This window comes from Pseudomonas sp. LB3P25, from assembly GCF_054897985.1.
In genome coordinates, this window is record NZ_CM142711.1 from 3503705 (window position 1) to 3523717 (window position 20013).

At 57.9% G+C, this 20013-nt stretch carries 14 protein-coding genes and 2 pseudogenes; 12 read left to right on the plus strand and 4 right to left on the minus strand.

Translation table 11 applies throughout. The annotated features are described in order from the left end of the window. Positions 1-7: 7 nt before the first annotated feature. Together mexE and ACYZTW_RS15885 are read right to left on the minus strand one after the other, a co-directional pair. Positions 8-1261, minus strand: a complete 1254-nt coding sequence (gene mexE, locus ACYZTW_RS15880; protein ID WP_462005675.1) for a multidrug efflux RND transporter periplasmic adaptor subunit MexE — start codon at positions 1259-1261, stop codon at positions 8-10. A 320-nt stretch (positions 1262-1581) separates the two neighbouring features. Continuing rightward, positions 1582-2499: a LysR family transcriptional regulator gene (locus ACYZTW_RS15885; RefSeq protein ID WP_223431054.1), complete on the minus strand. Its 918-nt coding sequence runs from the start codon at positions 2497-2499 to the stop codon at positions 1582-1584. 269 nt (positions 2500-2768) lie between these two features. Between ACYZTW_RS15885 and ACYZTW_RS15890 the strand changes: the two genes are divergently transcribed. The 4 genes from ACYZTW_RS15890 (at position 2769) to pgm (ending at position 9071) form a co-directional block, all read left to right on the plus strand. Beyond that, complete coding sequence (locus ACYZTW_RS15890; RefSeq protein ID WP_462005676.1) at positions 2769-3791, plus strand: zinc-dependent alcohol dehydrogenase family protein; 1023 nt, start codon at positions 2769-2771, stop codon at positions 3789-3791. A 563-nt stretch (positions 3792-4354) separates the two neighbouring features. Continuing rightward, positions 4355-5845, plus strand: a complete 1491-nt coding sequence (locus tag ACYZTW_RS15895; protein WP_462005677.1) for a hypothetical protein — start codon at positions 4355-4357, stop codon at positions 5843-5845. A 67-nt stretch (positions 5846-5912) separates the two neighbouring features. Continuing rightward, complete coding sequence (locus ACYZTW_RS15900; protein ID WP_462005678.1) at positions 5913-7313, plus strand: aminotransferase-like domain-containing protein; 1401 nt, start codon at positions 5913-5915, stop codon at positions 7311-7313. 111 nt (positions 7314-7424) lie between these two features. Continuing rightward, entirely contained in the window at positions 7425-9071 is a 1647-nt protein-coding gene (pgm, locus tag ACYZTW_RS15905; protein ID WP_462005679.1) for a phosphoglucomutase (alpha-D-glucose-1,6-bisphosphate-dependent), read from the plus strand. A 63-nt stretch (positions 9072-9134) separates the two neighbouring features. On the opposite strand, the gene ACYZTW_RS15910 is transcribed toward pgm, so the two are convergent. Next, the gene (locus ACYZTW_RS15910; protein ID WP_462005680.1) at positions 9135-9830 is read right to left on the minus strand and encodes a pirin family protein; all 696 of its coding nucleotides are present in this window, start codon (positions 9828-9830) and stop codon (positions 9135-9137) included. A 279-nt stretch (positions 9831-10109) separates the two neighbouring features. Between ACYZTW_RS15910 and ACYZTW_RS15915 the strand changes: the two genes are divergently transcribed. Beyond that, positions 10110-12584 carry a UvrD-helicase domain-containing protein gene (locus ACYZTW_RS15915; protein WP_462005681.1) on the plus strand — a complete coding sequence of 825 codons (2475 nt, stop codon included), beginning with the start codon at positions 10110-10112 and terminating at the stop codon, positions 12582-12584. Between the two features lie 66 nt (positions 12585-12650). On the opposite strand, the gene ACYZTW_RS15920 is transcribed toward ACYZTW_RS15915, so the two are convergent. Continuing rightward, positions 12651-12923, minus strand: coding sequence for a DUF1652 domain-containing protein (locus ACYZTW_RS15920; RefSeq protein WP_008156356.1), 273 nt, complete (start codon positions 12921-12923; stop codon positions 12651-12653). A gap of 275 nt (positions 12924-13198) precedes the next feature. Between ACYZTW_RS15920 and ACYZTW_RS15925 the strand changes: the two genes are divergently transcribed. The 7 genes and pseudogenes from ACYZTW_RS15925 (at position 13199) to ACYZTW_RS15955 (ending at position 19958) form a co-directional block, all read left to right on the plus strand. After that, the gene (locus tag ACYZTW_RS15925) at positions 13199-14014 is read left to right on the plus strand and encodes a helix-turn-helix domain-containing protein (protein WP_462005682.1); all 816 of its coding nucleotides are present in this window, start codon (positions 13199-13201) and stop codon (positions 14012-14014) included. Between the two features lie 50 nt (positions 14015-14064). After that, entirely contained in the window at positions 14065-15468 is a 1404-nt protein-coding gene (locus ACYZTW_RS15930) for an NAD(P)/FAD-dependent oxidoreductase (protein WP_462005683.1), read from the plus strand. A gap of 43 nt (positions 15469-15511) precedes the next feature. After that, positions 15512-15851: pseudogene (locus ACYZTW_RS15935) on the plus strand (cupin domain-containing protein). A 52-nt stretch (positions 15852-15903) separates the two neighbouring features. Beyond that, positions 15904-16979, plus strand: a pseudogene (locus ACYZTW_RS15940) (polyamine ABC transporter substrate-binding protein). 91 nt (positions 16980-17070) lie between these two features. Next, complete coding sequence (locus ACYZTW_RS15945; protein ID WP_462000806.1) at positions 17071-17529, plus strand: REP-associated tyrosine transposase; 459 nt, start codon at positions 17071-17073, stop codon at positions 17527-17529. A gap of 478 nt (positions 17530-18007) precedes the next feature. Beyond that, positions 18008-19465 carry a serralysin family metalloprotease gene (locus ACYZTW_RS15950; RefSeq protein WP_462000807.1) on the plus strand — a complete coding sequence of 486 codons (1458 nt, stop codon included), beginning with the start codon at positions 18008-18010 and terminating at the stop codon, positions 19463-19465. A 67-nt stretch (positions 19466-19532) separates the two neighbouring features. Further along, on the plus strand, positions 19533-19958 hold the full coding sequence (locus ACYZTW_RS15955) for an AprI/Inh family metalloprotease inhibitor (protein ID WP_462000808.1): 426 nt from the start codon (positions 19533-19535) through the stop codon (positions 19956-19958). The last annotated feature ends 55 nt before the right edge of the window (positions 19959-20013 follow it).

Consider the following 20013-nt stretch of genomic DNA (forward strand, 5'->3'; position numbering starts at 1 on the left):
AGATCCCTTAACCGCGTGGAGTCGCAGCAGCCAGTTTCACAACCGAACCCGGCGCGACCTTGGCAGGTGCGACTTGGGGCAGGTTGCTGGCTTCCAGCGCTTGTCGTTGTTGTGCGAGTGCCGCGAGGGTTTGCTCGCTGGCCATCGGGATCACTTCAGGCGTGACCGGCGAACCAGGGCGAACCCGTTGCAGCCCCTTGACGATGACGGTGTCGTCCTTGTTCAGGCCGCTGCGCACGATGCGCAAACCTTCGATCTTGGGACCCAGCTCGACCGAGCGGTAAACCGTTTTGTTGTCGGCATCCATCACCAGCACGAACTTTTTACCCAAATCGGTACCGACTGCTTCGTCGTTGATCAGCACGGCGGAATAGGTGCCGCTGCCGACCAGTTTCAGGCGTGCATACAGACCCGGGGTGTAAGTGCCGTCGGTGTTGTCGAACACAGCACGACCGCGGATGGTGCCGGTTTTCGGGTTGACCTGGTTGTCGACGAAGTTCATCACGCCCTGGTGTGGGTTGCCGTCTTCATTGGACAGGCCAAGGTAAACCGGGGTGGTTGCACCGCGTTTGCCTTGGCGAGCGAGCGCGGTGTACTTGAGGAACACGCGCTCGTCGGCGTCGAAGTAGGCGTAGACCTTGTCAGTGGATACCACACTGGTCAGCGCGGTGGTATCGGCGGTCACCAGGTTGCCGGCGGTGATTTCCGCACGGCTGACGCGACCACTGATCGGCGCAGTGACACGGGTGAAGCTCAGGTTCAGTTTGGCCAGGTCCAGTTGCGCCTGAAGGGCACCGACGGCGGCGCGGGCTTCTTGAGCCGCGCTGGTGCGGGAATCGGCCAGCTCGGCGGAAATCGCATTGCTGGTGCGCAGACGCTCACCGCGCTGGGATTCGTTTTCGCTGCGGGTGGCGTTGGCGCGGGATTGGGCAACCAGGGCTTCGAGGCGGCGGACCTCTGCCTGGAATGGACGCGGATCGATCTGGAACAGCAAGTCGCCTTTCTTGACCAATGCGCCTTCAGTGAAAGCCACTTCATCGATCTGGCCAGAGACCCGTGGACGTATTTCTACGGTTTCCGGGGCTTCGAGGCGCCCGGTGAATTCGTCCCACTCGTTAACCGGTTGTTCCAGCACCTTGGCCACGCTGACCTTGGCTGCGGGCATAGTGGCGGCCGTGTCCGGAGTCTTGCCGCAGGCGCTCATCACCAGTACGGCCAGCAGGGCCAACGGGAAGCGTAAATGTTTGAGTGATTGTTCCATGGATGCATCCGCCAATGTATTGAGAATGGACGGATGATGCTCGGCGAGGTTGTATCGCACGAATCGAACGAAGCAAAGGTAACTATCATTCGGAATGATATAAGCTCGAAGCGAGCTCTCTAGCATGCGCCTCCTGTTAGGAGGCTATCAATTGGGCTGATGACAATTCAGTGTTGCAGGGAGTGCAAAGGACAGGCTTGAAACCGGGTTGCGGCCTTCGCGAGCAGGCTCGCTCCCACATTGGTTTGCGGTGTTCACAAATCCCTGTGGGAGCGAGCCTGCTCGCGAAGAGGCCATCAGTGCCGATACAACAATCAGGGTCAAGCGAGGCTATCCGGATCCCCAAAGAACATCTGAATCCGCGACCTTAACCATCGCTCACCCGGATCATTATCCTGCGACCCACGCCAGGCCATGTGCAATTCAAAACTGCGCACCGGCAACGGTGGCTCTTCAGCCCGCACACCGCCGGCCGCCGTCAATGCTTCAGCCGTGTAATCAGGTACGGTCGCGACGATATCGGTCCCGCTGATGAGCGTGCTGAGTCCATTGAACTGCGGCACCGCGAGCACCACATGGCGTTTGCGTCCGAGCTTTTCCAGTTCTTCATCTATAAAGCCGCTCAGGTCACCGGCGAACGACACCAGCGCATGAGGCCGCGCGCAGAAATCATCCAGGCTCAACGGCCCTGGCACCGTGTCGGCCCGCAACAGCTTCGGCATGCTGCGACGCAGTACTTTGCGCTTGGCGTTGGCCGGCAGGTCGGCGGTGTAGCTGACGCCGATGGATATTTCGCCCGAGGCCAGCAGGTTCGGCATCAGGATGTAGTTGGCCCGACGCACCACCAGCACGATCCCCGGTGACTCGGCGCGCAGACGCTTGAGCAGCATCGGCAGCAGGGCGAATTCGACATCGTCCGACAAACCGATGCGAAACACCGCGGTGCTGGTCGCCGGGTCGAATTCCGCCGCACGGCTGACCGCGGTGGAAATCGAATCCAGTGCAGGCGAGAGCAGGGCGAAGATTTCCACCGCCCGGGCGGACGGTTCCATGCTGCGGCCGGTACGCACGAACAACGGATCATCGAACAGCCCGCGCAGGCGCGAGAGCGCCGCACTGATGGCCGGCTGGCCGAGGAACAGTTTCTCCGCAGCGCGGGTCACACTGCGTTCGTGCATCAGCGTTTCGAAAACGATCAACAGGTTCAGGTCGACACGACGCAGGTCATTACGATTCATCTGGAGTCCTGGCAGAGTCATCAAGCTTGACGAGAGCAGCCATATGAGAACAATGGCCGGCATGAATATTACGGGGAAAGGCTGCTACTCTGCACCGAGTAATTCAGTTTTCCTGAAAAGGGCTGCTTCGGTTTTCACGGCATTTGACGATGTCGCCGGCGCTGCGGAATCAATGACAGGCATGTCGACTATTAATAGCCACTGATAGTCTTGGGTAGAAAGCCCAGATAGAGTTCAGGGCATTAGAGGTTTCTTTGACGAGGTTTGCGATGTCCCGCACGATCCGTTTTCACAAGTTTGGTCCAGCCGAGGTGCTCAAATGCGAAGAGCATGCGGCGGCTCTCCCTGCGCCGGGCGAAGTGCAGGTGCGCGTCGAGGCGATTGGCATCAGCTGGTACGACATTCTCTGGCGCCAGAACCTGGCCTCGTCCCACGCTCGTCTGCCTTCAGGCCTTGGCCATGAAATGTCCGGCGTCGTGACGGCGGTTGGCGAGGGCGTCGATGATCTGGCAGTCGGCGACAAGGTTGCCAGCTTCCCGGCTGAAAGCCCCAACGATTATCCGGTCTATGGCGAGCAGATTGTTCTGCCGCGTACGGCACTGACTCGTTACCCGGACGTGCTCAGCCCGATTGAGGCCAGCGTGCATTACACGCCGCTGTTGATCGCCTACTTCGCTTATGTCGATCTGGCACGGGTCAAACCCGGGCAGTTCGCCCTGGTGACCGACGCCAGTCACTGTGCCGGGCCTTCGTTCGTACAACTGGGCAAAGCGCTCGGTGTGCGAGTGATTGCCGCGACCAAGACGGCAGAAGAGCGTGAGTATCTGCTGTCCTTGGGTGCCGAGAAAGTCATCGTCACCGAAGAACAGGATCTGCTGATGCAGATCAACAAGATCACCGACAACCGTGGCGTGGACGTTGTGTTCGACGGTCTCGGCGGTCCACAGATGTCGTTGCTTGGCGATGTGCTTGCACCTCGCGGCAGCCTGGTGCTGTACGGCCTGCAAGGTGGCAACCAGACGCCATTCCCGGCCTGCGCAGCGTTCCAGAAGAACATCCAGTTCTTTGTGCACTGCATCGGCAACTTCACCGGCAAGCCGGAACTGGGCATCATCCAGGACCAGGTCGCACTGCAACGTGCCTTGCGCGAGATCAACCAGCTGACCGCCGACCGCGTGCTGCTGCCACTCAAGACTCGGGTCTTCCCGTTTACCGAGTTTGTCGAAGCACACCGCTACATGGACGAATGCCCATGCCGCGAACGGGTCGCCCTTCAGGTCAAACCTGCGTAAAACCTCCTGCAAGAGTCCGTGCCCCCACGGACTCTTCTGTTTTCAGCACCCGCCAAAATGAGACGTCCCATTGACCCATCAATGGGTCAGTTCAGCAACTGAACTGGTTTTTGCTCTCAATCTGTATCTTCTAATCATCATATAAGCCTTGATAATTGAATGATTACTTTCATCTCAAGGAATGAGTCATGGCTGGGTATCAGGTTGATACTTTTCAATACACACTGTTAATACATATCCGACCAATAGTTCGTCGGTGCGCAGTTGCCAAAAAAACAGGGGCGACTTCTTTCTTTATTTCTTGTGCTACATGTCTGTGGGACGCTGTCGGACATTTCCTAGGATGTCGCGTGCAGCCGCAAGAGGCCGGCTTTACAAGGCTTCGCGGCAGGCAGCCTCTGGTCGGAGGAGGGGCGACGTCCAAACGTTTCAAATAATTACCAATAACTTAAGTGCTAGCATTTGGCAATAACGTCCAGCACTTCAATCGTGGCAAGCAAGCCATTGCGCACGCATGTCTTTGTTGACGCGATATCGAACTTACAAGCATCAGGTAAATAAAGATGACCAATATCCATGACCAAGCGATGAACTATGTCTATCAGCAAGTGCTGCAGCGATTGCTGAGTTTCTTCTCGCGCGCCGAACGCACGGCATTGCAGCTGATGATTCAGCGCCTGGTGGTTGCCGCCGGGGGCATGGAGCGTATTGGCGATTACAAGGTATTGGCGATTCAGTCCGGTAACCGCGACAGTTGCTACACCCTGGCGCTGCTGCGCGCCGCACAACTGAGTATCGCCGGCCGGGCGCCTGCGACGTTTCAGTTGCGAGTGGCTTCCTTGCGCTTGAACGGCACAAGCTCGACGGCCCTGGAAAACATCCATCGCAGCTACAGTGCGTTGTTCCTCTACGACGATCCTCGGGTCGAAGTGCTGATGGTCGATAACCGGGAAGTCCTGCCGTTCAACCACCTGACACCCATTTCCGACGCCGGCCGTGAGTCGAATCGGCTCAATCTTTTAATGGTTGGCCATCGTCGCGCCTGGAACGGGCCGCTGGACCTGTGGGACGACGGGTATCTGGCCACTGGCGAGTTCTATGGACAAATCGCTCGTTGGGACAACGGCGTCGATGCATTGATCAGTAGCGACTCACCTCGTCAGCAGAAGCAGTTTCTCGACGGATTGAAGCGTGCTGCCGCCAGGGCCGAGCTCAAGACCTCGAATTACCACGAAACCGGCTACGAGGAGCTATTCGCGCTGCTCGATGAGCTGGGCAGCGACTGCTACCGTGCTTTTTATAATGAGCATGACCAGGCTGCATGGCGTCCGGCCGAACGATTTGAGGCCTGTCGTCGCGCCACTTACATCGACATTCACGACATGCTGGTCAGCAACCTGGAAGAGCGTTGGCCACTGCTCACAGAGTTTCTCGGTTTTCGACCTGACGAGCTGGCGGCTCAGCTCAGCGACAACGAATACGTCAGCCTCTCTATCTCTGCTCACCTGCGGGGTTTGCAGTCGTGCTTCGTGCACGACCGCAGCTACGAGACGGGTGTCGCCGAATACCTGCAACGGGCATTGGTGATGATGCGGCGCAAACAACTGGCGGAACGGTTGTGCGAGCAAGCGGTAGAGGCGTTTGGCAATCCGGCAACCTTGGCCGAGCAGCGCGTACTGGCAGCGGCCGAGGCTCAAAAAAACCTCGGCCTGAGCGAGGCTCAACTGGTGTGCCTGCTCTATTCACCTTTCGTCGAGAATGGCGCGGCGCTTGAGCGTTTTCTGCGTCAGTGCCACCCCGGCATGCTCGTGGCGATGCCTGATTTGCACCGGGCAATGCAGGGCAATCCGGTGCCGGAGCAGGTTCTGCAATGGATGACCGACGTCAGCGGGTTGCCTGTCAATCTGATCGGCAAGCTTTACCGTATGGGCCCGGTGTCTGCGGATGAGGGAAGGGCAGGCGGCCCGGAAATCGGCGGCGCGGATTTGCAAGCCGAAGCAACAGAATATGACGACGACCCGGCTGTGGCGGATGAACGGTCAGCGGGGCGCTGAAAGTGCCTGGTTTGACGGACGTCCTGACGATGCATGATGACGCTCACATGGCATTCGGCCCTCGCCCATGAAAGGGCCACGAGAAACCGACTTCGCGTATCAGGCGGTGTACCGATATCTGACCAACCTGATCAATGAGCCGGTCAGTGACACGCGAGTCCGTCTGCCTTCGTTGCGACAGTTGGCGGAGCGTCTGAGCGTGTCGATCTCGACCATTCAGTACGCTTATTCGCTGCTGGAGAAGGAAGGGCGCGTTTATTCGGTCGCCAAGTCCGGCTATTACGCGTTACCGGTGTCCTCCATCAGCACGCTCAGCAGTGGCAACGACCTGCTCGAAACCGTTTATGTCAACGCCAGACGTCCAGGAATGCTGGTCTTGAGCGCCGATGACCCGGCGTTGTTGCAACCCCTCGACAGTCCGTTGTTACTACTGGAGCGAGAACTGCTGCGCCAGTATCCGCGTCAGCCGCAACCGTCATCGCAACCTTGCGGTGAACTGGAGCTGCGCATCGCCCTGGCGGCGCGCTATACCACCTCGCCGCTGCGCTGCTGGCACGCCGACGATGTCTATATTGGCGCCGACCTGCGCGGAGTGCTGGAAATACTGATCGCGGTGTTGAATCTCAAGGACGCTACGGTGCTGGTTGAGTCGCCGTGCGACTGGGCGATTCTGCGGTTGCTCCAGGCTGCGCAAGTGCGAGTGATCGAGCTGGCGGTGCAATCCAGCGGTGGCCTGGACGTCGAATGGCTCAAGGAGCTGCTGGAGACCGAACCGGTGCGGCTGGTGATGGTTTCATCCGCGCTGAACATGCCGCGAGGCAGCCTGGCCCCCGACGACAACCGGCAAGCCGTCGCGCAGTTGCTGGAGCGACATGGCAGTTGGGTGTTGGAGAACGACTGCTACGGCGAACTCGGATTCGACCCGGACGGCCAGCGGTTTCGCGACTTGCTGGATCCTGATCGGCTGATCGTGTTTTCCACGTTCGAGAAAATCATCGGGCCCGAAGCGCCCTACGGCTATCTGCTGTCGCGGCATTTCAGTGCCGAACTGCAACGGCACTTTCTACTGAGGTCGTTCCGACTGTCACCCATTCGCCAGAAAGCCATCGCTCGCTTGTACGGCAACGGACGGGTCGATCAGCACCTTCAGGTATTACGGAGGATGCTCAAGGACCGTAAGGTGCAAATGACTCAGCTGTTGCAGGAGCGTCTGGGCGATGCCTTGCGCTTCGTCGAGCCTCAGGGCGGTGCAACCGTCTGGGTCCGTTCGCTGCGCGAGGTCGATGTACGTCGAGTGTTTCAGCGCCTGCTCAAGCACCAGGTGGTGATCGCACCGGGAGAGCTGTTCAGTCTCCAGGGCTTGCACGCGCAACACTTGCGCCTGAGTCACACCTTCGGCGGTGACCACGACCTGGCCGCGGCGTTGGGCCTGTTAGGGGATGCCTTGCGTCTGGAGTCGATCGATTGAGCAGGGCCACAAAACATCCTTGGCACTCTTGGATCGATCCCATCGCGCTGCGGTCAAACTGCCAGTAAACTGCGTTCCTATTCCTGAACCACTCAACTTCAGAGGTTTTGCATGACACTCAGTCCTTTTGCGGGCAAACCGGCACCGGTAGAACTGTTGGTCGACATCCCGCGACTGGTAACGGCCTATTACACCGGCCAACCCGATGCCGCCATCTCGACCCAGCGCGTAGCTTTTGGCACGTCCGGGCACCGAGGCAGCTCGTTTGACTTGAGTTTCAACGAATGGCACGTTCTGGCGATCAGCCAGGCGATCTGCCTGTACCGCGAAGCCCAGGGCATCGATGGCCCGCTGTTCGTCGGCATCGACACCCATGCGCTGTCCACCCCGGCTGGCGCCAGCGCCCTTGAAGTGCTGGCCGCCAACGGTGTGACAGTGATGATCGCCGAAGGTGACGAATACACCCCGACACCGGCCATTTCCCACGCCATTCTCTGCTATAACCGCGGACGCACCTCGGGCCTGGCGGACGGCGTCGTCATCACGCCGTCCCACAACCCGCCGCAAAGCGGTGGCTACAAATACAACCCTACCAACGGTGGCCCGGCCGATACTCACATCACCAAGTGGATCGAAGCCAAGGCCAACGAACTGCTGAGCAACAAGCTCGCTGGCGTCAAGCGCATCAGCTACGAGCAGGCGCTGAAGGCCAGCACGACCCATCGTCACGATTACCTCAATACCTACGTCGCCGACCTGATCAATGTGATCGACTTCGACGCCATCCGTGATGCCAAGCTGCGTCTGGGTGTCGATCCGCTGGGCGGAGCCGGGGTGCGCTACTGGTCGGCGATTGCCGAGCATTACCGTCTGGACCTGGAAGTGGTCAACAAACAGGTTGATCCGACCTTCCGCTTCATGACCGTCGACTGGGACGGGCAGATCCGCATGGACCCATCGTCCATTCACGCCATGCAGGGCCTTATCGGTCTGAAAGAGCGTTTCGACGTAGCATTTGCGTGCGACCCGGACCACGATCGCCATGGCATCGTGACCCCGTCCGGTGGTTTGCTCGCGCCAAACAACTACCTCGCGGTATCGATCGACTACCTGTTCCAGAACCGTCCGCAGTGGCGTGCCGATGCGGCTGTGGGTAAAACCGTGGTCAGCAGCGGCTTAATCGATCGCGTTGCAAAACGTCTGGGTCGTCGCCTGTACGAAGTGCCGGTCGGCTTCAAGTGGTTTGCTGACGGCCTGTTCGACGGTTCTTTGGGCTTTGGCGGCGAAGAAAGTGCCGGTGCTTCGTTCCTGCGCAAGGATGGCAGCGTCTGGTGCACCGACAAGGACGGCTTGATCCCGGCACTGCTGGCTGCAGAAATGACCGCCCGCACCGGTCGCGACCCAAGTCAGGCCTATCGCGCCTTGACCGATGAACTCGGCGAACCGTTCTCGGTGCGCGTCGATGCCAAGGCCAATCCTGAGCAGAAGGCACTGCTGAGCAAATTGTCCCCGGATCAGGTCACCTCGACCCAACTGGCGGGTGAAGCGATCCAGAGCATCCTCAGTCACGCACCGGGTAACGACCAGGCGATCGGTGGTCTGAAAGTCATGACCGAGAACGGCTGGTTCGCGGCGCGTCCGTCGGGCACTGAAGACATCTACAAGATCTACGCTGAAAGCTTCGTCAGTGACGAACACCTCAAGCAATTGGTGGCAGAAGCGCAAACACTGGTGGACGGCGCGATCTCTGCGAAGTAATCCAGAATGTACAAAAGGGGCGGCCATGACGGTCGCCCCTTTTTTTGTCCCGCGTTTACCCGATCAAGCCAGGTCCACCAGGACGATTTCACTGTCTTCGATGGCGGTCACCCGCAACACCTGCTCATCGGCAACCGCAATACCGTCTCGAGCTTGTGCGCGCAAGCCATTGACTTCAATGACGCCGGTGGCGGGAACCAGGTAAGCACGACGGCCCTTGTCCAAACGATACTCGGCGGATTCACCGGCCTTCAGGTTCGCTGCCACCAAACGCGCATCGGCTCGAATCCGCAGGCTTTGATTGTCGCCGGCCTTGCCGCTTGCCAGTGTCACGAAACCTTCGCGCTGGCCTTTGGGAAAAGGCTTGGCGCCCCAGGACGGTGCCAAACCGGATTCGTTCGGGATGATCCAGATCTGGAAGATCTTGGTCGCGGTCGCCTCCAGGTTGTATTCACTGTGGGCGATTCCGGTGCCGGCGCTCATGACCTGAACGTCGCCCGCTTCGGTACGACCCTTGTTGCCCAGATTATCTTCGTGAGTGATTGCGCCTTCACGGACATAAGTGATGATTTCCATGTCCCGGTGCGGATGTTTCGGGAAACCGGTGCCAGAGGCAATCACGTCGTCGTTCCACACCCGCAGGTTGCCCCAGTTCATGCGTTTTGGGTCATGGTATTCGGCGAACGAAAAGTGGTGATGAGCATCCAACCAGCCATGGTGGGCGCCGCCCAGGGAGTTGAAGGGTCTGAGTTCAAGCATGATCGTCTCCTGAAAAGGTTCGTCATGGGGCAGAGCGCCTGAGCCACGAAACGAGAACCGGTGGTTGATGGCAAGCATCATCTATCAAACAATAATCGATAAAAAGCGTAAAAAATGCCTCAATACAATCGAATTATTTGATATCAAACAAGCTCGAAAGATTCTCACCCAACCTTCACTTCATCGCATAAGCCAATGACCTGTAAGCATTTCACTAGAACTGAACGGCAAATGCAGACACCATAGCCCCAACAGCCTCACACCCTGGAGTCAGCCCGCGTGCCGCAACAGACCCCCGATCTTCCTCCTGAACTTCGTCCCTTGGCCGAGATGCCGCTGCTCAAGCGTTTGGCCGCCCGGTTTTTTGGCCACGGCCTGACGCGCCTGCGCGCACAACACCGGGCATCCTGGCTGCATGGCCAGGCCGACGGCTTTCGCAGTGGGCACAGTGCCGGGGTGGATTACGGCTATAAGGAAGGCAAGCTTGAAGGGTTGGAAGAAGGCCGACAGGTATTGCTGATCCGCGATTCGCGCTCCACCGAACACCGGGCGCCCAACGTTGATGACCATCTGTTCGACGACTGGCGTCTGCCGTTGAGCGCTGAGTTGAAAAAGCGGATGAAGACGGATGTCGCTCGACTGCTGCCACCGCACGCCCAGCCCAGCGCCGCGCAGTGGAAAATGATCTTCAGCGACACGCCCTCGACCTCGGTGATTGCCGGCGCGGGCGCGGGCAAGTCGACCACATTGGTGTTGCGTATTTTGCTGTTGACCCATTATCTGGGGTTCGAGCTGAATTCGATGACGGTGGTGACCTTTACCCGTGAATCGCGCAAAGACTTCATCAATAAACTGATCGAACTGTTCGCACTCTGGGGCCGGGCGCTCAGTTTCAAAGAGGCGCGAGATCTGGTGCGCACCTTCCATTCGCGAATCCTGCCGATGGTTCGCAGCTTACCGGGCTTCGAGCGGCTGCAAGCCTTCGAAAACCTCAGTCACCGTCCGCAAAATGGCGATGAGGAGTTCGACAGCAATCCTTTCGACTTGCGCATCAACGACGCCCAGCGGCAACAGCTCAACGCTTGCTATCACGGCCTGCATACTCGCAATGAGCGTTTCCGTGAACTGATCAAGCCATTGTCCCGTCACGCGCTGCAGCTCAAGGAGTTGGAGCGCGATCACCCGGACGTGCAGAAGCGCATGGCGGTGACCGAACTGGCCGCCAAGCGTGATGAAGAACTCTGCGACGCTATCGAAGATTTGTGGTTTCGCGCGGGCGCCTGGCCAATCAAAGGCATAGAGCCGAATCGCCAGACGTTCGATATCAACGGCGCAACGTTTCATTGTCATGGCTACATTCCGAGCCTGGACGCTTGGGTGGTGCTGGGGTTCGATCCCCGGGAAAACCCGCAGGTCAGCCGCCCTAATGCCAAATTGAGCGTTCGCGCGGAATGGGCGGTCAAGCGCACCCTGTTTCAAGCTTTCTGTCGTAAACCATTGATATGGTTAGATAGTTACGAGTCATCAAAGCGTGTGTTGGCCTCTCTGGGAGGCGATGCGAGTGCTGGGCCTGGCTTCGATTACAAGGTCAAGGGCGAGCTCAGTTCTGCGCCGTTACTGGACTGTTTTGTCGCTGCCGCTGGATTTATCGAGAACCTCGGCCTGGATGTGCCCAATGCCGTGGGCCAGATGAGTTTTGCCAAGGACGACCCGGACCGGTTTTTCTTCGAGGCCTTGAGCCTGTACTGGCGAGCGCTGGAAGATCACCTGCTCGATCAGAAACCACCGGTGATGACCTACAACCGGATGTTCGCCTTGTTCAGCGAACATTCGCCGGAAAACCTGAAGCTGCTGAGTGATGAGCTGCTCAGGCCGATGTCGCACTTGATGATCGACGAATTTCAGGACGTATCACCGCAGATCGTTTCCTGGATTCGTGCGAGCCTGACGGAAATCCGCAGTCGCGGCCCGGCCATGCACGTGGGGCGTGGCGCACAACGTTCGTCCTTGCTCTGTGTGGGGGATGACTGGCAGTCCATCTATGGCTGGCGGGGCAGTTCGCCGACGTACTTCATGGAATTCAACAAGGAATTTCCGTCGCCGAGCACGACCAAGGTCATGCTCAGCGACAACTACCGCAGCCACCAGCACATCATCGATGCCGCCGAACATATCGTTCGTGCGGCGCCGGCGATCGCAGGCAAGAAGGCCAAGGCCAGTGGCGAGCCGAAGGCATTGCTGCCGGTGAACGTTCTCGATCGCGACGATCAAGGCATGGCCAAACGCCTGATGGAGCACTATAGAAAGGGCGATTCAATCTTGATGCTTTATCGAAAAAGCAGCGATAAGTCATTGATTGAAGAGCATATTCAATCTGTAGTTAATGTGGATTCTAGCTTGCCGTACGAAGCGCGACGGCTCAAGCAACTGACGTATCACAGCGCCAAGGGACTTCAGGCTGACGCTGTGTTCCTGCTGGGTGATTGTCAGCACCTGACCAGTTCACCGTACAAGAACCAGGTCTACCGCATGGCAGGTCTAGGCAAGACAGGTGACAGCGAAGCGTACGACAGCGCACAGAAAGACGAGATCCTGAGACTGGCTTACGTCGGCATCACTCGGGCGGTGAGTCATTGCTACTGGTATGTCGATGGGCAAGACACCCAGGCGGCCAACCTGCCTAAAGCTTCCGATCGGATCGGCAAGGGCAAGGTGTTTTTTGCCGATCACCGACAGGGCAAGACATCGGCGTGAACCGTAAAATATCTTCGCGTACAAAAAAGCCCACTTAACGTGGGCTTGTTGTTGAAAGTTCAGCCTTCAGGCATAGCTCCTGAGGGCGGCGGGTGGAATGAAAGCCTCAAGCTCGTCTTCCACCGCTTCGATAATTCGCTCTACATCCGCAGCATTCATTACCGTCGCGCAAGGAATGCCGGCGATGGCGATCATGGTCTCGCCACTGGCACGGTCAAATAGACGGGCAATCATGCTGCCCGGCGCATCCATGCTCGCCTCGAAACCCATGGGATGAAAATGCCAGCGCATCAGCTGGCAGGCGTTTGGAAAGGTGACTTTACTGAACCCTTTATTCATATGCAGCCCGCCTCATTCATCGAGCGCTTCCTTTAGCTCATGTTAGGAGGGAAGAGCCTTCAATGGCTCAACCGGTGACTGCCTTTAAAAGTAGCAGCCAAATGTGAAAACAATGTGGATTTCTTCAGGCCGTTTAGCGATTGGTTCAGTTTTTTTGATGCAGGTCACGAGAATGGTGGGTTTCCGGCAATTGGCTACCACTGGTTGGCCATTCATTGGCCATTGAAGCTGAGGCGGAACTTCGGCAAGCTCGTTTTTTTCTCGTCGAGTCCTTTATGCACGCCGATGATGATGGTCCGCTACAAACCCAGGCCACGGGCGACACGGTGATGCGTTATCACTTGCGCTGGAAACACCGGGACCTGGACGGGGTGATGGCGCTCTATCACCCAGAGATTCAGTACAGCGATTTTTTTCAAAACCGTGTGATGGGGCTGTACGAATTACGTGAATACGTGCGCAGCAGTATGCCCCGCGATCCCGATGAAGCCCTCGAGCACTCGGACCGTATTCGCCTGGACGGCAACACGGCGTTCATTCAATACCGTATAACCCTTCGCGGCGGTGAAGGCCTGGTGTCGTTCCGGGCCAGCGAAGCGATTACTGTACGTGACGGACTGATCTGGCAGGTCAACGAGTACGCCTCGCTGGTGCATGAACAGCCCGTCAGCAAATCTTCCAGCAGCCAACGCCCGGCGGTCAGTCGACTCGGATTGTCTGCACGCCAGCTGAGTTTCATGGCGGAAGACTTGCAGCAATATTTTCAGCGCCAACAACCTTATCTCGATCCCGAACTTGACCTGCAACGGGTGGCAAAGGAGTGCGGGTACAGCCGCAATCAGATTTCCTACCTGCTGAATCAGGTGCTTGGCCAGAGCTTCTACCGATACGTCAACCAGGCGCGCCTGCAGCATTTGCTCGCGGCACTGGATAACACCACGCCGCCACTGCGTATCGACGAACTGGCGTTTGCTGCCGGGTTCAATTCGCTGTCGGCGTTTTATAGCTGCTTCCGTCAGCACACCGGCCAGTCGCCCAAGGCCTACGTAAAACAAATTTCTTTGCGTGCACGCGCGCAAGACAGTCTCTAAGTCCACGCACTAGGATCGACGCCATCGAAGAATGAGTGGCGGAGTCTTGCATGCCGGCGTGGCGCACTATCAGTTTGTGGATGGATCAACTCGACGAGCCATTATTGACGCGTCCGGCGCTGGAACAGGATCTGGACGTCGACGTCGCCATCATTGGCGCGGGGTACACCGGGCTCTGGACCGCGTACTACCTCAAGCGCCTGGCGCCTGACCTGAATATTGTCATCGTTGAAGCGCAAACCGCCGGTTTTGGCGCCTCTGGGCGTAACGGCGGCTGGCTGATGGGCAATGTGCTGGGCGAAGACCGCTTGCTCGCCGACTTACCGCCCGAACAGCGCCGGGCTTCTTTCGATTTACTGCACGGCATTCCGGATGAAGTCGGGAATGTCCTCGAACGTGAAGGCATCGACTGCGACTACCGCAAAGGCGGGGCGCTGTATTGCGCTGCACGTTATCCGGAACAGGAAGCCAGCCTTCGGCACTCTCTCGACACGCTCTACCGCCAGGGATTGACCGAAAGTGATTACCGCTGGCTCAGCCCCGAGCAGTTGGCGCAACAGATCAGAGTCGCCAAACCTTATGGCGGTATCTATGCACCGCACGTCGCGACCATTCACCCGGCAAAGTTGGTGCGAGGTCTGGCTCGGACGGTGGAAAAAATGGGCGTCAAGATTTACGAGAACAGCCCGGTCACCCAGTGGCACTCGGGTGGTCTGCGCACGGCGAAAGCCTCGGTTCGCAGCCGTTGGATCGTGCCGGCGGTCGAAGGTTACTCGGTCACCTTGCCACCGTTGGGGCGTTATCAGTTACCGGTGCAGAGCTTGATAGTGGCCACCGAGCCGCTATCCGCTGCCACGTGGGATGAAATCGGCCTGAGTCGTGGCCAGGCCTTCAGCGAAAGCAGTCGCCAAGTCACTTACGGTCAGCGCACGGCTGACAACCGGTTGGTGTTCGGCGCCCGGGGCGGTTATCAGTTCGCTGCCAAGCTGCGGCATGACTTCGACCTGACCACCAGCGAGGTGGAGCTGCGGCGTTATCTGTTTGGCGAACTCTTCCCGCAGCTCAAGAACGTGCGGATTACCCATGCCTGGGGCGGCAATCTGGGGATGTCCCGGCGTTTCAAGCCGCACATGCTGTGCGATCAGGCCAGTGGCATCGCCTTGTCGGGTGGCTATGGCGGGGAGGGCGTCGGTGCCAGCAACCTGGGCGGCCGGACCCTGGCCGACCTGATTCTGCAGCACGACACCGAGCTGGTTCGCCAACCGTGGGTTATCCACGGAGGGCCCGACGCGCTGAGGGCCTGGGAGCCGGAGCCCTGCCGCTGGCTCGGTTACAACGCGATCATCCGCAGCTTCGCCCACGAAGACCAGACCCTGGCCAACCCGGCCACCGCACCCTGGCGTCGCAAACTGGCCAGCGGTATTGCCGGCTTCATGGAAGGTTTCATGCAGTAAACGGCGCGCTCTTCATCTATAGGCTCAATCGACAGGTACTCCCATGAGCATCACGCAATTCAAGAACACCGCAACCCTGAAGCTGGAAGAGTCGAATCCAGTCGCCGTACCACTGGGCATGCCCGTGGCGGTGGCCTCGACCACCAGCGTTGAACGCGACGATGGCGTCGAAACCGGTGTCTGGGAATGCACGCCCGGCCGCTGGCGACGGCAGATCGTCGCCCAGGAGTTCTGTCACTTCATCCAGGGACGCTGCACCTTCACACCGGATGACGGTGAAACCCTGCATAGAAGCCGGCGACGCACTGATGTTGCCAGCCAACAGCCTCGGCATCTGGGATATCCAGGAAACCGTGCGCAAGACCTACGTTTTGATCCTCTGATTGCCTGCCAGCTCTCCAATAAAAAGAAGACAAACCAAACAGGAATCGACTCATGATCCGAAAGACTCTGACTCTGGCTCCACTTGCGTTCGTCGCGACCCTCGGCCACGCGGCCGAGACTGTCAAGATTTACAACTGGTCGGAGTACATCGCCCCGGACACTTCCAGAAAGAAACCGGCATCGCGTTCAGCTACGACGTCTTCGACAGCAATGAAACCCTCGACGGCAAACTGATGACCGGCAAATCCGGCTACGACGTGGTGTTTCCGTCCAACCACTTCATGGCGCGGCAGATTCAAGGCGTGGCGCTGAAGAAACTCGACAAGAGCCAACTACCGAACTGGAAAAATCTTAACCCGGCGCTGCTCAAGGCCTTGCAAACCAACGACCCGGGCAACGAACACGGCTTCCCGTACCTCTGGGGCAGCACCGGCATCGGTTACAACATCGCCAAGGTCAAGGCCGTGTTGGGTGAGAACGCGCCCGTGGATTCCTGGGACTTGATTTTCAAACCCGAGAATATGAAAAAGTTGCAGAAGTGCGGCGTTGCGATCCTCGACAACGGTCCCGAACTGTTGCCGGCGGCACTGAACTACCTGGGCCTGCCGCATCACAGCAAGAACCCGGAAGACTACAAAAAGGCTGAAGCGCTGCTGATGAAAGTCCGCCCGTATGTCAGCTATTTCCACTCGTCCAAGTACACCAGCGATCTGGCCAATGGCGACATCTGCGTGGCCGTCGGCTTCTCCGGTGACATTCTGCAAGCCGAAAACCGCGCGAAAGAAGCTAAAAATGGCGTCGACATCGGCTATTCGATTCCCAAGGAAGGCGCCGCCATCTGGTTCGACATGGTCTCCATGCCGGTAGACGCCCCGGATGAAAAGGCCGGCTACGCCTTCATGAACTACCTGCTGCGCCCGGACGTCATGGCCAGCATCAGCAACTACGTGCACTACGCCAACGGTAACGAACAGGCCGACAGTTTGATCGACCCGGCGATCAAGAATGACACCAAGGTCTACCCGAGCCCGGACATGATGGGGAAATTGTTTGTGCTGGAGGCGATGCCGCTGAACATCGACCGGGTTCGTACGCGGGTGTGGAACAAGATTCGAACGGGGAGTTGAGGGTTCATATTTTGTAGTTATTGCGGCCAGTCGGGCTGGCTGGTAACGCTGTAGATTCCTGGCCTCCTTTCAATGGTTAGGAGGCAATGGAATGCCTGTCCGCTTGAATGCTGGTCATCTGCGTATTGGTCGCTTCTCTGAGCCAGGGCGTATTTATTTGATAACGGCTGTCGTTGACCAACGGCAGCCGTTTTTTGTTGATTGGCGATTGGGGAGGTTGGTCGTTCTGGAGTTGCGTCAAGCGCAGGAGGAGGGTTGGGCGGATTTTTTGACGTGGGTTGTGATGCCGGATCATATGCATTGCCTGGTGCAGCTGCACGACAAAACACTGGCCGAGCTGATGTGCCGTATAAAATCCCGGAGCAGCCTGGCGGTTAATCAGGCGCTAGGGCGGCGAGGGCGCCTCTGGCAAAAGGGGTATCACGATCGTGCGGTTCGGCGGGAGGAGGACGTGAAGGATCTTGCTCGATATGTCGTGGCCAACCCAATACGAGCAGGGCTGGTGACACGGGTTCATGACTACCCACTTTGGGATGCGTGTTGGTTGTGAGTATCTGACGACTGCTTCGCAGCCGAACGCAGGCTGCGCCAGCTGCTACAAGGATTGCGGCGTACGCGAAACCTGTAGCAGCTGCCGAAGGCTGCGTTCGGCTGCGCAGCAGTCGTCAAAAACTCTAATCCAATGAAAATTCAACTGATATCAATGCGCTGGCACTCATATTAATAACTCACTCAAAGTGAGACCCCATCGACAAAAAACAACTTACCTCTATTTAATAATTAAATAACTAATTGTCAGACAATTTGCGCAAGCCGCCATCTAACAAAACAATATTTCGACAGCACAGGCATTGTTTCCGGGTACTTGCAGGAACAACTCAATTTGACGTCAAAAAAAATGTAGACGTTTGATTTCGAATTGTGTCAGTTTTCTTTCGCCTTCATTGGGCGAGTGATAGGACGATCTCGCCAGAGATTGTCGCTGTCTGACAAAAAACTGTTCCATAGCTAAACAAGGAAGTGTGTTTATGTCGAAAGTAAAAGACAACGCTATTGATACCGCCGAACAGGCGTTCCAGCCATTGCAAGCATTGGCTGCACCCAGTTCTGCGTTCAACCAGATCAATAGCTTCAGCCATCAATATGATCGGGGTGGCAACCTCACGGTCAATGGCAAACCCTCCTTCTCCGTCGACCAGGCAGCGACCCAATTGCTGCGCGATGGCGCTGCCTACCAGGACAAGGACGGCAGCGGCAAAATCGAACTCACCTACACGTTCCTGACCTCGGCGTCGTCGAGCACCATGAACAAGCACGGGATTACCGGGTTCAGCCAGTTCAGCACCCAGCAGAAAGGTCAGGCGGTGCTTGCCATGCAATCCTGGGCCGATGTGGCCAATGTCACCTTCACCGAGAAGGCCACGGGTGGCGATGGTCACATGACCTTCGGCAACTACAGCGGCGGCCAGGACGGCGCGGCGGCCTTCGCCTATCTGCCAGGCACGGGCGCGGGTTATGACGGTACTTCCTGGTACCTGACCAACAGCAGCTACACGCCAAACAAAACGCCGGACCTGAATAATTACGGCCGGCAAACCCTGACCCACGAAATCGGTCACACCCTGGGCCTGGCCCACCCTGGCGATTACAACGCCGGCGAGGGCGCTCCGACCTACAACGACGCTTCCTACGGGCAAGACACCCGCGGTTATAGCGTCATGAGCTACTGGAGTGAAAGCAATACCAGCCAGAACTTCAGCAAGGGCGGCGTCGAAGCCTATTCGTCCGGTCCGCTGATGGACGATATCGCGGCCATCCAAAAGCTCTATGGCGCCAACACCACCACCCGTACCGGCGACACCACTTACGGCTTCAACTCCAACGCCGGGCGCGACTTCCTGGGCGCGACTTCGTCGTCGGACAAGGTTGTGTTTTCGGTATGGGATGCGGGCGGCAAGGACACCCTGGACTTTTCCGGCTTTACCCAAAACCAGAAGATCAATCTCAATGAGGCCTCGTTCTCCGACGTTGGCGGCCTGGTGGGTAACGTGTCCATCGCCAAGGGTGTCACCATCGAGAACGCCATCGGCGGTTCGGGCAACGACCTGCTGATCGGCAACAGCGTGTCCAACGAACTGAAAGGCGGTGCCGGCAACGACATCCTCTTCGGCGCGGGCGGTGCGGACAAACTGTGGGGCGGTTCAGGTTCGGACACTTTCGTGTTTGCGGCCAGCAGCGATTCCAAGCCCGGTGCAGTGGATCAGATCCTCGATTTTGTCAGCGGTCTGGACAAGATCGACCTGACCGGCATCACCAACGGCGCAGGCCTGCATTTCGTGAACTCGTTCACCGGTGCGGCAGGCGATGCGGTGTTGACCTCTTCGGGCAGTAACAGCCTGTTGTCGGTGGACTTCTCCGGGCACGGTGTGGCTGATTTCCTGGTCAGCACCGTGGGCCAGGCGGCTTACTCCGACATCGCTGCGTGATGTGAGGTGAAAAGGAGGGCGGCGCAGACGCGCTGCCCTCTGCCCCTTGAAATGAGTAAAGCGCCTTATGATTCATAACGGCTTCACCTACAGAACAACCGCGTGGCTATTGGCGACGTTCATGATGATTTTTGGAGATGTAGCCATGGCGAGCAGCCTGAAATTAGCAGACCCCTCGGAACTGGCCGGCAAATGGCAGGCGACCCTGATCGCCAAAGATGACTCGCCAGAGACCCAGGCATTGCAGGACAAACCGTCAAACGTCTGCATCATCGACTTTCAACCGAAACAGACGCTGGGTGAGGGCGCCGATTGTCTCAGCGCCTGGCTGGACGGCGAATCTGCGATCGGCTGGTTCCCTGAGCCAGATGGCCTGGCGATCACCGGCAAAGAAGGTTCGAAGATTCTATTTCTCAGCCGCCAACGCGACGGATCGTATAAAGCCACATTGAAATCCGATCTGGTCATAACACTTGTGCGCCAGGTGCAATAACACGGTTCGACTATAACGCTCGTCATTGCCGACATAAGCACAACACAACTAGTGG